This window comes from Acinetobacter piscicola (assembly GCF_015218165.1).
Lineage (GTDB): Bacteria > Pseudomonadota > Gammaproteobacteria > Pseudomonadales > Moraxellaceae > Acinetobacter > Acinetobacter piscicola_A.
The window spans coordinates 143,147-156,622 of sequence record NZ_CP048659.1 but is presented as its reverse complement, the minus strand read 5'-3'; the positions used below and the strand labels follow the sequence as shown (position 1 = coordinate 156,622).

At 42.7% G+C, this 13,476-nt stretch carries 14 protein-coding genes and 1 pseudogene; 10 read left to right on the top strand and 5 right to left on the bottom strand.

Going from position 1 to position 13,476, the window contains the following annotated elements:
* Positions 1-158: 158 nt before the first annotated feature.
* Genes G0028_RS00760 through G0028_RS00745 form a run of 4 tightly spaced genes read right to left on the bottom strand, consistent with a single transcriptional unit; the run spans position 159 to position 6,114 of the window.
* A complete protein-coding gene (locus G0028_RS00760; protein ID WP_130075494.1) occupies positions 159-1,466 on the bottom strand; it encodes a TolC family protein in 1,308 nt (435 codons plus the stop codon).
* The gene (locus tag G0028_RS00755) at positions 1,463-1,789 is read right to left on the bottom strand and encodes a DUF3240 family protein (RefSeq protein WP_092692960.1); all 327 of its coding nucleotides are present in this window, start codon (positions 1,787-1,789) and stop codon (positions 1,463-1,465) included. The genes G0028_RS00760 and G0028_RS00755 overlap by 4 nt, the downstream gene beginning before the upstream one ends.
* Positions 1,782-4,865, bottom strand: coding sequence for an efflux RND transporter permease subunit (locus G0028_RS00750; RefSeq protein WP_180047498.1), 3,084 nt, complete (start codon positions 4,863-4,865; stop codon positions 1,782-1,784). The genes G0028_RS00755 and G0028_RS00750 overlap by 8 nt, the downstream gene beginning before the upstream one ends.
* A gap of 10 nt (positions 4,866-4,875) precedes the next feature.
* The gene (locus tag G0028_RS00745; protein ID WP_130075496.1) at positions 4,876-6,114 is read right to left on the bottom strand and encodes an efflux RND transporter periplasmic adaptor subunit; all 1,239 of its coding nucleotides are present in this window, start codon (positions 6,112-6,114) and stop codon (positions 4,876-4,878) included.
* 522 nt (positions 6,115-6,636) lie between these two features.
* Between G0028_RS00745 and G0028_RS00740 the strand changes: the two genes are divergently transcribed.
* The 9 genes and pseudogenes from G0028_RS00740 to tnpC form a co-directional block, all read left to right on the top strand.
* Entirely contained in the window at positions 6,637-7,104 is a 468-nt protein-coding gene (locus G0028_RS00740; RefSeq protein WP_180047500.1) for a DUF2946 domain-containing protein, read from the top strand.
* A gap of 152 nt (positions 7,105-7,256) precedes the next feature.
* On the top strand, positions 7,257-8,690 hold the full coding sequence (locus tag G0028_RS00735; RefSeq protein WP_130075497.1) for a cytochrome ubiquinol oxidase subunit I: 1,434 nt from the start codon (positions 7,257-7,259) through the stop codon (positions 8,688-8,690).
* Positions 8,687-9,691: a cytochrome d ubiquinol oxidase subunit II gene (gene cydB, locus G0028_RS00730; protein WP_130075498.1), complete on the top strand. Its 1,005-nt coding sequence runs from the start codon at positions 8,687-8,689 to the stop codon at positions 9,689-9,691. Before G0028_RS00735 ends, cydB begins: the two co-directional genes overlap by 4 nt.
* A 142-nt stretch (positions 9,692-9,833) precedes the next feature.
* The gene (locus G0028_RS00725) at positions 9,834-10,091 is read left to right on the top strand and encodes a helix-turn-helix domain-containing protein (RefSeq protein ID WP_130075499.1); all 258 of its coding nucleotides are present in this window, start codon (positions 9,834-9,836) and stop codon (positions 10,089-10,091) included.
* A 210-nt stretch (positions 10,092-10,301) separates the two neighbouring features.
* Positions 10,302-10,730 (top strand): IS66-like element accessory protein TnpA, encoded by a 429-nt coding sequence (gene tnpA / locus G0028_RS00720; RefSeq protein WP_180047499.1) that lies wholly within the window; start codon positions 10,302-10,304, stop codon positions 10,728-10,730.
* A complete protein-coding gene (gene tnpB, locus G0028_RS00715) occupies positions 10,727-11,062 on the top strand; it encodes an IS66 family insertion sequence element accessory protein TnpB (protein ID WP_130075501.1) in 336 nt (111 codons plus the stop codon). The genes tnpA (G0028_RS00720) and tnpB (G0028_RS00715) overlap by 4 nt, the downstream gene beginning before the upstream one ends.
* 182 nt (positions 11,063-11,244) lie before the next feature.
* Positions 11,245-11,628: an IS66-like element accessory protein TnpA gene (gene tnpA, locus G0028_RS00710; protein WP_004863613.1), complete on the top strand. Its 384-nt coding sequence runs from the start codon at positions 11,245-11,247 to the stop codon at positions 11,626-11,628.
* Entirely contained in the window at positions 11,571-11,849 is a 279-nt protein-coding gene (gene tnpB, locus G0028_RS00705) for an IS66 family insertion sequence element accessory protein TnpB (RefSeq protein ID WP_413782949.1), read from the top strand. Before tnpA (G0028_RS00710) ends, tnpB (G0028_RS00705) begins: the two co-directional genes overlap by 58 nt.
* Positions 11,843-13,059 (top strand): annotated as a pseudogene (gene tnpC, locus G0028_RS00700) (IS66 family transposase); the annotation flags it as partial. The gene tnpB (G0028_RS00705) and the pseudogene tnpC, both read left to right, overlap by 7 nt.
* On the opposite strand, the gene G0028_RS21195 reads toward tnpC, so the two are convergent.
* On the bottom strand, positions 13,056-13,187 hold the full coding sequence (locus tag G0028_RS21195) for a hypothetical protein (RefSeq protein ID WP_257222286.1): 132 nt from the start codon (positions 13,185-13,187) through the stop codon (positions 13,056-13,058). The pseudogene tnpC and the gene G0028_RS21195 sit on opposite strands and share 4 nt — an antisense overlap.
* Between G0028_RS21195 and G0028_RS00695 the strand changes: the two genes are divergently transcribed.
* A complete protein-coding gene (locus G0028_RS00695; protein WP_130075426.1) occupies positions 13,188-13,460 on the top strand; it encodes a NifB/NifX family molybdenum-iron cluster-binding protein in 273 nt (90 codons plus the stop codon).
* The last annotated feature ends 16 nt before the right edge of the window (positions 13,461-13,476 follow it).

Sequence of the window (13,476 nt, the reverse complement as noted above, 5' to 3'; positions counted from 1 at the left end):
AAGACATAGCACCGAAATATTTTCGTAAAATACTATTTTATCAAGATTTTACCGTGCTGCTCAATTAAGTAATCAGCTATACTCTTGCCCCAAAAAGACAGAATACCAGCCGAATAATGACCACACAGGGCATTGATGTATCAGCACTCTACTATATTTTACTCTGCCTGATGATCCTCATGTAAAGGCCATAGTTGATGTGAATTCAGCAATAGCAAACTCAAGCTTTCTGCATAATCAATTTTGGCTTGATCAATTCGACCACGCGCATCAACCAGTTGCTGCGAATGGAGTAACAGTTCATTTAAACTCAATTCACCGAGCTTATATGCTTTTTGCATCAATCCATGTTGTTGCTGTAACTGTGCCAAATTCTGTTGAGCCTGCTCACTCCGTACAGTTGCCGACTCCATCTGCGTGAACCAGTATTGCGTTTCCTGACGCAAACGGTTTTCTACTCGTCCGATCTCAAAATTGGCCTTTTGAGCTTCCGCCATGGCCATACCAGAAGCTATCCGCACTTGCCGACTGGCGAGTGGAATTGAAACGCTCACACTCATCAAATTTTCAATGCCTGACTGCTCACGACTATAGCCCACTCCGACCGTAGGATTAGCTACCCGATTGAGTTTCTCTCTTTTGACTAACGCATCTTGCTGTGCTGCCTGCGTTTTGGCCAACTCAAGCTCATGGTTAGCAGACAAAACCTGCTGTATCCATTCAGTCTGTGTATATTCGAGTGGGCGAATTTTGATGACATCACTGCTCCAGTGTTCTGGAATTTTCCCCTGATAATCACGTGACAATAGCTGCTGTTCTTGGTAGTAAGCTGTTTTAGCCTGCATATATTGTTCTTCGATTTGCCGAGATTCATTGCTGAGCAGCATCAGTTCCAGTCGTGGGGCATCTCCAGCACGGATACGCTGCTGGGTCATTTGCATATAGTGTTGTATTCTTGCCTGCTGTTCCTCTAAGCGGGTCAATTGCAAAGCACTACGCATATAGGCAAACCACTGATTCAGCAAGGTTTTGGCAACTTCATGTTTGGCATCTTCATATTTTAATTCTGCAATACTCATCCCTCGTTGCGCCAAATCCTGATCCAGCCGGTATTTGCCAGGCAAACGAATCTGCTTTTCAACACCAAAGTTCGGCTCATAACTATTGGACTTTGTTTGACCATCCTGGGCATCGGTGTTACGAAGCTGCATCCCCGCACGTACGGTCCAGGGATGGCCCAGTTTTAGCCCTTGTCCTGCAAAATTGGCATAGTCCTGATCCGAGACTGCCGACCGAACAGTTGGATGCTGTGACAAGCTCTGTTTGATCGCATCGAGTGGTGGCAAGACCTGATCCAAAGCGGGTTCCGCGGAGACGACAGAAGCCATCATCACACAACAGCCCAAGCCTATTAAACATAAGGCTTTACCCAGCAAACGGGGTTGAGTAGCTATCTCTGGTTTCATTCGTTCACCTTTCCTTGACCAGCATAACCCGATGCTATGGTTGGTAATACCCAATAGAAACAGTCACTTGATTTAAATTTCTTTTGGATATGGGCTAAAATTAAAGGTACAGTTGCGAGGGGTAAAATCAACAGAATCAAATTACGCTCAGTTGCACCCCGAATTTTTTCTTGAATGTTGCGATAATGTTGGTGGCTACCGAAACCTTGTGCCGGGATACAGGTACATCCTGTCACAATCTCGGGAATGAGCCATAAATGGCTCATTAATTCTTCCGCAATATCACTGGAGATGTTGATAGAGAGTTGGCACATTTCAGACATGAATATCTCGCACTAAACCAAATTGTTTAAACAAGTTAGGAAGTAAAATCAGCGTCAGTAAGGTGCAGGAAATTAACCCGCCAATTACCACGATCGCTAATGGACGCTGAATTTCAGCACCTGGCCCAGTGGTAAAGAGCAAGGGAATTAAACCCAAAGCCGCGATACTTGCAGTCATCATCACTGGACGTAAACGTCGCATAGCTCCCTCACGAACCACCTCTTCAATTGCAATGCCGCGTGAAATGAGCTGGTTAAAATAACCGATCATCACCAAACCATTCAGTACAGCAATCCCCATTAATGCAATAAATCCGACCGAAGCAGGCACCGATAAATATTCACCGGTAATGGCTAAGGCCACGACTCCACCAATTAAAGCAAAGGGAATATTCACAAAAACCAGTACTGCCTGACGAACAGAACCTAAAGTTGTAAAGAGTAGGAAAAAAATCATGGTCAACGCTGCAGGGACAACCAGCATCAGACGCGCTGCTGCACGTTGTTGATTTTCAAACTGGCCACCCCATTTCAATGAATATCCTGCCGGTAATTTAACTCTCTGGGCAACCTGCTGTTTTGCTTCCTCGACAAAACCGACCAGGTCGCGGTCACGCACATTGGCACGGACAACGGACATTCTTGAAGCATTTTCCCGGTCAATTTTAACGACACCTTCAGTCTTGACCATTTCTGCTAAAGAGGACAATGGTACAGCCGCTGAGTTTTCAACAGGTAAATTCATATTTGCAAGGGCAAAACTGGATTGCCCCAGACGCAGATCACCTTTGATCATCAACGGAACCGGTCGACCCTGTTCAATAATCGAACTAATTTGCTGCCCTTCGATGAGCATTTTGAGTTGTGCCTGTATGCTTTGACTATCTAGCTGATTGCGAACAGCCATATCACGACGAATACGTAATTCCTGATATTGGACCCCGGAATTTTCCAACGTCATGACATCTTCACTGCCTTTGATCCCTTGTAGAACGGTAGAAATTTGCTTAGACAGCTGATTTAGCTGGTCTAAATCGGTACCAAAAATTTTGACTGCTAAATCTCCACGTACACCTGATAACATTTCTGAGGTCCGCATTTCAATCGGCTGACTAAAGGTCAGATTGACTCCAGGAACGTCAGCCAATACATGGCGAACTTTGGCTAAAATCTGCTCCTTACTTTGTCCCTGCCACTGATCTTGCGGTTTCAAAATGACAAAGCTATCAGTTTCATTTAAGCCCATGGGGTCCAGGCCCAGTTCATCCGAGCCTGTTCTTGCCACAATGCGGGCCACTTCTGGAACTTGTTTTAGAATTCTTTTTTGAATATCCAGATCAAGTGCAATTGAATTTTGCAGACTGATCGATGGCATTTTTTCCAGCTGCAATATGGTGTCACCTTCATCCATGGTTGGCATAAAAGACTTACCAATGAGTGGGAAAATAAGTGCAGCAACCACCAAAGCACCTCCGGCCAAAGCATAAACACGTTTCGGATGAGCTAAACTTGCATTTAATACCTTGCTATATGCCTGTTCCAGCTTAGCAACAATATACGGCGTGTGATGTGCTTGAGATTTCAAAAAATAAGAACACAGCACCGGAATAATTGTTAATGAAAAAATCAGTGAGCTCGACAGTGCAAAGACAATGGTCAGCGCCACCGGAGAGAAAAGCTTCCCTTCCAGACCCTGCAACGTCATCAACGGAATGAAGACCAGCATAATAATGATCATTCCTGCGGTCACCGGCACCGCCACCTCACAAACCGCGCGATAAATGACGTTCAGCGACGGTAAAAACAAACGGTGTTTGGACTCGTGCGCATCTGCCAGTTGCATTTCGATATTTTCCACCACCACAACAGCCGCATCGACCAGCAAACCAATAGCAATGGTTAAACCACCCAATGACATCAGGTTGGCACTTAATCCAAACTGACGCATCATTAAGAAGGTACTCAACGCAGATAAAGGTAAAATCGCGGCAACAACCAAAGCGGCTCTTAAATTGCCTAAAAATAACAGCAATAAAATCAGGACCAGTACAATCGCCTCGATCAAGGTTTTACTCACGGTATGAATGGCACGATTCACCAGTTCACCACGGTCATAAAAAGGCTTTATCGTAACGCCCGGGGGTAAGTTTTTCTCAATGTCCTGCAAATGTTCACGCACACTTTGCACAACCTGACGTGCATTGGCGCCTTTTAAAGTAAGGACAATCCCTTGAACAGCTTCACCCTGACCATTTTCGGTCACTGCCCCGTAACGGGTAAGTGCACCGGTATGGACATCGGCAATGTCCTTCACTTTCACCAGTGTCCCTTGATGATTGGAAACAATAATCTCACCCAGCTCTTGTAAATTGGTGACACGACTATCGCTACGAATCAGTAATGATTCTCCATTTTCATTCAGACGACCGGCACCGTCACTTGCATTATTTAATTCAATTGCTTGTTTTAACTGATCAAGAGATAGACCTCTTGATGCCAGAGCATCCAGGTTGGGTGTCACTTCAAAGGTACGTGCCAAACCACCCAGGACATTGACATCCGCTACCCCTTCAATTTTTCTGAGCTGTGGACGGACTACTCGATCGAGCAAAGTTCGTTTTTCCATATCACTCATAGGGCCATGTAAAGTGAACATAAAAGATTCACCTAATGGCGTCGTCATAGGCGCAATCCCGCCAGAGGCATTGCCAGGCAAAGCTGGCATGACTCCAGTCAAACGCTCATTGACCTGTTGTCGGGCCCAATAAGGATCTGTCCCTTCTGCAAAATCCAGGGTAATGATTGCAATGGCATATTTAGATTGTGAACGTAATACAGTCTGATGAGGGATTCCCAACATTTCCTGTTCTATCGGTACCACAATACGGCTTTCCACCTCTTCTGGCGTCATGCCAGGAGATTTCATCACAATTTGAACCTGTGTGCTTGATACATCGGGAAAGGCATCAATCGGCAATTTTGTAAATGCCAAATAACCTGCAACACTGATTGCCACACCCAATAACAGCATTAGGATTCGTTGACTCAGTGAAAATGCAATAATACGTTTTAACATGTGCCTAACCTCATTTCATCACAGTGCTACTACTGGCAGGTGGTGCCTGCTCTGCACCGAAACCTGACCAAATGGCTTTTAGACGTTCGACACCATTCACAGCAACTTGAGTTCCAGGTTTTAATGTGTTTCCAATCACATGACTTTGCTGCTGGTTCGCACCCACCAATTCCACCGGCATTGCAAAGAAACCATTTTGATTTTTGATAAAAATGAAGTGCTTGTTATCTTTTAAAGTCAAGGCAGTACTTGGTATTACCCATGCAGTTTCTGTTGTCGGGTTATGGCTTTGAATATTCGCTTTAATAAACTGTTGTACTTTTAAACAGTTATCCTTGGCATTCATCTGAACTAAAATATTTTGAGATTGCGTATTGTCTGAAAGTGCTGGTGCAATTTTTTGTACCTGCCCAGTAATTTCACACCCCTCAACTTTAACCAGATCGCCAATCTGGATATATTTGCTATCCGCTAAAGGGGCTTGCAACATTAATTGCAAAGGTAGATCACTATTCACCAACTGACCCAGTACTGCGCCGGTTTCTACATATTGACCTGCAGATACCTGTAAACTTTCTACACTACCTTTGGCGGGACTTTTAACATACACTACGGAATTCAGTCCCTGACTGCTACTTCCTCCCATAAACTGCAACATGCGTTGCTTGGCACTCAAATCAATATTCAGTCGTTGCACTACATTCTGGGCTTCCTGTACACGTTTTTCAGCAATAATCCCTTCAGCATATAAACTGCGTTCACGTGCCAAATTTTGGCTGGCCAATTGCAGTTGTGCACGAATTTGTAAAATTTCATTTTGAATCTGAATTAAATCAGGGCTATGAATGGCCAGTACAGGACTATGGAGACCAACTTCTGCTAAAGGTTGCACCAGTACCTGTTGAACTATCCCCGCTATCGGGCTGGTTAAGACCACTTTACTTTGAGGTGACCACTGCGCTTGCCCCTGCAAAGTCAGTGCAAGTTGTACATCACTTGTCGCTTGTCCTAAAGTTTGTAATTGAATACCTGCCTGTTGAATCTGTGTGGGCGAAATTAAAATCTGATTACCAGAGACATCTATGGTTTCTGTTTCATTGGCGGTTACATTTTGTGGCTTTGATTTTTCCGCTTTATTTTTATTAAATAGTGAACTGCTCGCCCACCAAACTCCTAAAATTACCAAGACCAATGTGCAAATACTGAGAAATATTTTATTATTTCGTAATACACTCACTTGTTGACTCACTGATCTACCCTCAAAAATATTTTCTCTCAGGATAAATTTAAGTTCTTAAGATCTAATTAAGTTTGGAAATCCAATTTTTTCAGGATCTAAAGGGTAATTTCCACCTAAGCATAATATCTCGGTTATTTCTAAAGAGCAGATGAAGGCGGAAAAAGAAAACCATATCCCCCTTATCTCGAGAAGCAATGAGTTTGCTTAAATCAATTCAAGAATATACTCAGTCACAAAATTTCATCTCCGTTAAAGGGCCAGTTAATAAATATCCCTACAATGTCGTGAAAATACATTCATCTACTTTACTTTATAAATTTTAATCATTATTTTTTTAGAGCAAAATTAATCATGCACGATTTCAATCTGAATTGATTCAGATTGAAATCAATTATTTTTACTTTATCCTAAAAATTATTACGCTGGATTAAATCAAAACTATTAAATTAATATCGCTTATACTTTTAATAAATAGTAATTCTGCTACAATCTAACCATCTTACTTGGATAATTGAGACAATCTAAGTGATCATGGTTTTAGGAAGATTGCTCGCATTCTCAGCAATCTTGTTACAGATTGCTGTTTTTATACAGCCTTTGCTTCCAGAGAAATATCAAATTTCTCCTGTCTGTGAAACTATTGTCTATGCACTTCAATTAGATACTTCTTACCATAAGCATAGCTCAGATCATTCTACGCATAATCACTCTCATCAAGAGCTGGATTTAGCTAATCATGATACTGAAAAGCTTAATCATGCAAATCTTGAACAAAAAACTTCATCTAGCCATCATCACGATGCAAATCATCAATGTCAGTACTGTGTTGTTTACGCACATGTCGTTCCACTACCAGACATGGGTGTTAAAGAAGTAGTCGTGAGAATTCAAGTTCGGTTATTAGCTTTTAAAGAAGCTTTCTTTCATATCTTCTTTCTTTTAAAGCAATTATTTCTGATCCCTCAAGGTCGAGCACCTCCTCTCTCTTTTGCTGTCTAAATTTATTGGCAATTCCTTATTGTTTTGAAATTTAATTAGTTGAAGAGACTAATCGCTATGTTATTACTTTTAAAAAATGCACGTATCTGTGTAGGCACACTCATATCAGAGCATATGCAATCTAGAGCATGCTTCGGATGTGGAGAGTTGCTATGACCTTAGGTTTTACGGCACTTGAGTTAGCACGTATTCAGTTTGCATTCACGGTGTCATTTCATATTATTTTCCCTGCGATTTCTATTGGGCTTGCAAGCTTTCTTGCAGTTTTAGAATGGCGATGGCTTAGAACAAACGACTCTATTTATCATGATTTATTCAAATTCTGGGTGAAAGTATTTGCATTATCATTCGGTATGGGTGTCGTTTCTGGTGTCGTGATGAGTTATCAGTTTGGTACAAACTGGAGTGAATTTTCTCGATTTGCAGGAGGCGTTACAGGCCCGTTACTGAGCTACGAAGTTCTAAGTGCTTTCTTCTTAGAAGCAGGATTTTTAGGCATTATGCTTTTTGGATGGGGGCGTGTCGGTAAAAAAGCACACTTTTTTGCCACACTGATGGTCGCCATCGGTACATGTATTTCAATGTTCTGGATTTTGTCTTCAAACAGTTGGATGCAGACACCACAAGGCTTCACGATTGAAAATGGGGTTGTTGTACCTCAAGATTGGTTTGCTATTGTTTTTAACCCATCCTTTATCTATCGCTTATTCCATATGGCACTTGCAGCCTTTTTAGTAGCTGCTCTTCTTGTTGCTGCTACTGCTGCGTGGCACTTGCTCAAAGGCCGTAGAGATGCATTAGTCAAAACATCATTTTCAATGGCGCTTTGGTTAATCCTTATTTTAGCCCCCCTCCAAGTTTTTATTGGTGATGCCCATGGTTTAAATACCCTAAAACATCAACCAGCTAAACTTGCTGCTATGGAAGGCCATTGGGAAACGAACCATGATCATGGGATGCCCTTATATTTATTTGGTATTCCTGATATGCAAGAAGAACGCACGAAATATGCGATTGCAATTCCACATTTAGGAAGCCTAATTTTGACCCATTCCATGAATGGGACGGTGAAAGGATTAAAAGATTTTGCACCTGAAGATCGTCCAAATTCAACAATCGTATTTTGGAGTTTCCGTATTATGGTTGGGCTTGGCATGCTTATGCTCTTCCTTGCAGTCACGGCCCTATGGCTCAGAAAAACAGGCAGCCTCTATGAGAGTAAGTGGTTTCATCGCTTTGCAATCCTAATGGGTCCTTCAGGCTTCATCGCGTTACTCGCAGGTTGGTTCACCACAGAAGTAGGACGTCAGCCATGGATTATCTATGGCGTTATGAGGACAAAAGATGCCCTTTCTCCAGTCTCAGCAGAACAGGTGGGATTAACCCTCATTATTTTTGTGATCGTGTATTTCATTGTCTTTGGTGTTGGCATTTATTACATGCTCAAACTCATGCATAAAGGACCTGAGTTTTTACATAACGCACCTGAAGAAATTGGAGGTGTTGGCCATTTCAAAACACCAATGCGACCTCTGAGTGCCATTGATGAAAAAATTGATGATCAGGATCAAGGAGCATCTTTATGATTGATTTATCGTTAATCTGGATTGTCATTATTGCAGTTGGTGTTTTTATTTACGTGGTACTTGATGGCTTTGATTTAGGGATCGGGATTTTATTCCCCTTTATTAAAAATCAGCAAGAACGTGATGTCATGATGAACACCGTTGCCCCTGTTTGGGATGGTAATGAAACATGGATGGTTTTAGGTGGTGCTGGTCTTTTTGCGGCTTTCCCTATTGTCTATTCAGCGGTTCTGTCAGCCTTATATTTACCTATCATCTTGATGGTAATAGCTTTGATTTTTAGAGGCGTGGCTTTTGAGTTTCGTTTCAAAGCTACACGAACAAAGTACATTTGGGATAATGCATTTATTTGGGGCTCTATTATTGCCAGTTTCTTACAAGGTGTAATCTTAGGAGCTTATATTCAGGGTATTGATATTGTTGATAATCGTTACGCTGGTGGTGGCTTTGACTGGTTAACACCTTTTTCATTATTTACAGGTTTGGGGGTTGTAGTCGTTTATGCAGCATTGGGATGTGGTTGGCTCATCATGAAGACTGATGACATACTACAAAAGCATATGTATAAATTAATGCCCAAGCTTTTGATTGGCTTATTGGTTATTTTCATTGCTGTCAGCATCTATACGCCTATCGCACATCCACAAATTGCTGAGCGCTGGTTTGCCCCCAATCAATTGATTTATTTTAGCCCAGTACCTTTGCTTGTTCTAGTTTGTACCGTTTTAGCAGTACGCTCATGTATTAAGCAAAATGAGGCTATGCCCTTTTTATATACCTTAGGACTCGTATTTCTGGCGTACTCAGGATTTTGTATCAGTATTTTTCCTTACATTATCCCGCCCTCAATTACCATTTGGGATGCTGCTGCACCTACCAATAGCCAACTATTCGCACTGATTGGAGCACTGATCTTGATTCCAATCATACTTGTCTATACCGCCATATCATACTGGGTATTCAGAGATAAAGTTCGTATTGGGGATGAAGGTTATCATTAAAGGAATTCCTAATGAAATTATCTAAATTTCAATGGTTCATATTGTTATGGCTAGTCGGTTTCTTAAGTTTATTGGTCATTGCTATGAGCTTTAGATTCTTACTTCAACTTGCTTATTAGGTAATTAGAAAGAAGAGGATATTATGCATCTACTTCAACAACACCATATAAATTTTAATCATGATTTCCCATATATCGTCAATTTAACATTAGCTCAGGAAATTATAAGAGTGCGTAAAAAAATGAATATTTCTCAACAACAGCTAGCCTCAAAACTTGGCATATCTCCAAAAACACTAGAAAGTTGGGAACGCGGAGTTCGCCATCCTTCAAGTGCAGCACAAGCCTTGCTCAAATTATTTCTAAAATCTCCTCAGTTTGTATTGGACAATCTTTCCTAAAAAGCCTGAGCTATATTTTGAGTAATTTATAAATCGTTAAGAACTGGTACGAACCTGTAAAAAGGTAACCGTATCAGTTTGGAGAAATTTTCATGTTTATTGTAATCACATCTCAGCATCAGCATCAGCGTAAACGTCCGCTGAACCCCACTTTTTCTAACTCATTAATACCGCGATAGTGTCCACTTAAATTTAAGTGGACACTTATTTATGGATTTAAAGACAGTTATAGACAGCGCACCAACGCTAAAAAAGCCCCGTGGAACCTTCACGGATGAATTTAAACATCAACTTATTCAGCAATGCCAGCAGCCAGACACATCGGTGGCTAAGGTAGCAATGCAACATCAGATCAATGCCAATCTTTTGCATAAATGGATTCGTCAGTTCAGATCAATGCCCCCTGCATTAACAACCCCATCCAGTATACAGGTCGACTTTCTTCCCATTGTGCTATCTTCGACTCCAGTCAAACAAGAAGCACCTCCGCCACCTATGCCAGAGAATAAAGCAGTCGCTCATATCAGGATTCCACTACGTGAGGAACAAGGTTCCGCAAGGGATCAGATGATCGAGATCGACTGGCCTGTGGAGTCAGTAACTGAATTACTGTTGCTGATCCAGGGTTTGACTCAATGATCCGCATCGATGAAATCTGGCTTTCTACCCAGCCGATGGATATGCGTGCGGGGATGGATACTGCCATGGCTCAGGTGGTGAGAGCCTTTGGCTACATCAAACCGCATTGCGCCTACCTGTTCTGTAATAAACGTGGCCATCGCATGAAAGTACTGGTGCATGATGGGCTGGGTATCTGGCTGTGTGCCCGGCGGTTGGAACAGGGTAAATTTCACTGGGCTCAGATTCACCAGGGTGAAACCGTAGCTCTCAGCCCGGAACAGTTACAGGCACTGATTCAGGGTTTACCCTGGCAGCGCATTGGACGACAGCAAGTGGTCACTATGCTCTAAACCAAGCTCGTCTATTCTGCCATCCTCCGAACGTCCTATTTCCTCTGCGTCATGACCTCAGGCATACTGCGGTCATGAATACGCTGCCTGATTTAAGTAAGCGTCCGCTGAACACACCTTATGAATTCATCCTATAAGCCTTAATTTAGTCCCCACTTAGAAACAAGTGGGGACTTAAATTTATGACTACAAATAATCAGACATCCATCGCATCTCTTGCGAAAAAACGAAGAACATACAGTCCTGAATTTAAACAGCAGATCGTTCAGGCTTGTAAAGCACCGGACGTTTCAATTGCTTCAGTCGCTTTGCAACATGGATTGAATACAAATCTTGTATCCAAATGGATTCGCTTAATTGATGCTAAGCCAGGGAGTGATCGCTCACCACTACCGAATAAACCTGCATTTATTGCCTTATCTTGCTCTGCACCATTAGATCCTACTCCTACTGACATGTTAAAAGTTCAAATTACTTTACCCAACTCAAAAGCAGAAATTGGCTTGAAATGGCAAGTATCAGAAATATCTGCTTTAGCAGAATTACTCAAGGCACTTGCAACATGATCCGCATTGATGAAATCTGGTTGTCTACTCAGCCCATGGACATGCGTGCAGGAATGGATACTGCCATGGCTCAGGTGGTGAGAGCCTTTGGCTACATCAAACCGCATTGTGCTTACCTGTTCTGTAATAAACGTGGCCATCGCATGAAAGTGCTGGTACATGATGGACTGGGCATCTGGCTGTGTGCCCGGCGGCTGGAACAGGGAAAATTCCACTGCTAACCCTCCGTATCGAGCATGAACCTGCATCAACGCAATGCAGTTGTGGCTGCCAGTTACGTCGTATCGGCGAAGATATCAGTGAAAAACTGAATTTCAGACCGGCACAGTTCTATAAGGAACAGCATGTGCGTGGTAAATGGGTCTGTGATCAGTGTGACACTCTGACTCAGCAAGCGATGCCAGCCTATGTGATTGATAAAGGCATTGCTAGTCCTGAACTGCTTAGCCATGTGTTGGTCTCCAAGTATGCCGATCATTTACCTCTTTATCGCCAGCGCCTGATCTTTCTACGCGCAGGTGTTGATCTGTCCAGATCCACATTATCTGACTGGGTTGGTCGCTGTGGTGTGGAACTTGAACCTCTGGCTAATGCCTTAAAACAGTTGGTGCTGCAACAGCAGGTGATGCATGCAGATGAAACACCGGTCATCATCATGCAGCTTGGTGATGATGAGAAAAAAACAAAGAAAGGTTATGTCTGGGCCTATGCCACCACACAGTACAATCCAGTTCAGGCAGTCATCTATGAGTTTCAAGATAGTCGTTCAGGTCAGCATGCTGAAGACTTCCTGAAAGGCTGGCAGGGTCATTTGGTCTGTGATGATTACAGTGGTTATAAAGCACGCTTTAGATCAGGCCAGGTCATTGAGGTGGGCTGCATGGCACATGCACGTCGTAAATTCCATGAACTACATGTGACAGGGAAAAGTCAGGTCGCTGAACAGGCCTTAGTGCTGATTCAAAAACTCTATGCTATAGAAGCAGAACTCAGAAAAAAGACCGATAGTACAGCGGAACACCGCCGCGAATACCAGCAACAGCATAGTCAACCGGTGATGCAACAATTATATGAATGGCTCAACCAACATCATCTGACGGTGCCATCGAGTTCTGCCACCGCCAAGGCCATTAATTACACTCTGAAGCGTTGGCCAGCCTTAAGCCGCTATCTGGATGATGGCAATTTGCCAATTGACAATAACTGGGTGGAAAACCAGATGCGGCCTTGGGACGCAAGAACTGGCTGTTTGCTGGGTCACTGCGTAGTGGTCAGCGAGCGGCAAATATCATGACTTTAATCCAGTCAGCAAAACTGAATGGGCTGGATCCGTATGCCTATCTCAGTGATGTGTTGAAAAGGCTGCCGACACATAAAGCGACCCAAATAGAAGAATTACTGCCACACCGCTGGAAACCTGAACCGAATTAAAAAATAGGTATGGGGTTCAGCGGACGCTTACGCATCAGCATCAGCATCAGCATCAGCATCAGCATCAGCATCAGCATCAGCATCAGCATCAGCATCAGCATCAGCATCAGCATCAGCATCAGCATCATATTAAGCCCCATGCGGGAAAATGTCGGAAATTTTGGAAATATGAATTAAAAGATGGAGAAGTGACTGACAAACAACTTATCGAAGTTGGAAAGGAGCAATCCTTTTCCCAGTCTGGTGAAGTACTCGAAAAACTGCTGCCTATGGATATATTCGTAACTACGGGAATGGGCGATCGATTACGAGAAAAACTCAGAAATATTGGTGTTCATGTCATGGTAACAGCAGAAATTGAACCAGAACAATTTATCTGCAGTTTAATTTCAACCAAATAAAAGTCTTGATAGAAGC

Excerpts from the sequence above, each read along its gene's own strand:
- G0028_RS00760 (WP_130075494.1), bottom strand. The coding sequence starts at position 1,466 with ATGAAACCAGAGATAGCTACTCAACCCCGTTTGCTGGGTAAAGCCTTA.
- G0028_RS00755 (WP_092692960.1), bottom strand. The coding sequence starts at position 1,789 with ATGTCTGAAATGTGCCAACTCTCTATCAACATCTCCAGTGATATTGCG.
- G0028_RS00750 (WP_180047498.1), bottom strand. The coding sequence starts at position 4,865 with ATGTTAAAACGTATTATTGCATTTTCACTGAGTCAACGAATCCTAATG.
- G0028_RS00740 (WP_180047500.1), top strand. The coding sequence starts at position 6,637 with ATGGTTTTAGGAAGATTGCTCGCATTCTCAGCAATCTTGTTACAGATT.
- G0028_RS00735 (WP_130075497.1), top strand. The coding sequence starts at position 7,257 with ATGACCTTAGGTTTTACGGCACTTGAGTTAGCACGTATTCAGTTTGCA.
- cydB (WP_130075498.1), top strand. The coding sequence starts at position 8,687 with ATGATTGATTTATCGTTAATCTGGATTGTCATTATTGCAGTTGGTGTT.
- G0028_RS00725 (WP_130075499.1), top strand. The coding sequence starts at position 9,834 with ATGCATCTACTTCAACAACACCATATAAATTTTAATCATGATTTCCCA.
- tnpA (WP_180047499.1), top strand. The coding sequence starts at position 10,302 with ATGGATTTAAAGACAGTTATAGACAGCGCACCAACGCTAAAAAAGCCC.
- tnpB (WP_130075501.1), top strand. The coding sequence starts at position 10,727 with ATGATCCGCATCGATGAAATCTGGCTTTCTACCCAGCCGATGGATATG.
- tnpA (WP_004863613.1), top strand. The coding sequence starts at position 11,245 with ATGACTACAAATAATCAGACATCCATCGCATCTCTTGCGAAAAAACGA.
- tnpB (WP_413782949.1), top strand. The coding sequence starts at position 11,571 with ATGGCAAGTATCAGAAATATCTGCTTTAGCAGAATTACTCAAGGCACT.
- G0028_RS21195 (WP_257222286.1), bottom strand. The coding sequence starts at position 13,187 with ATGATGCTGATGCTGATGCTGATGCTGATGCTGATGCTGATGCTGATG.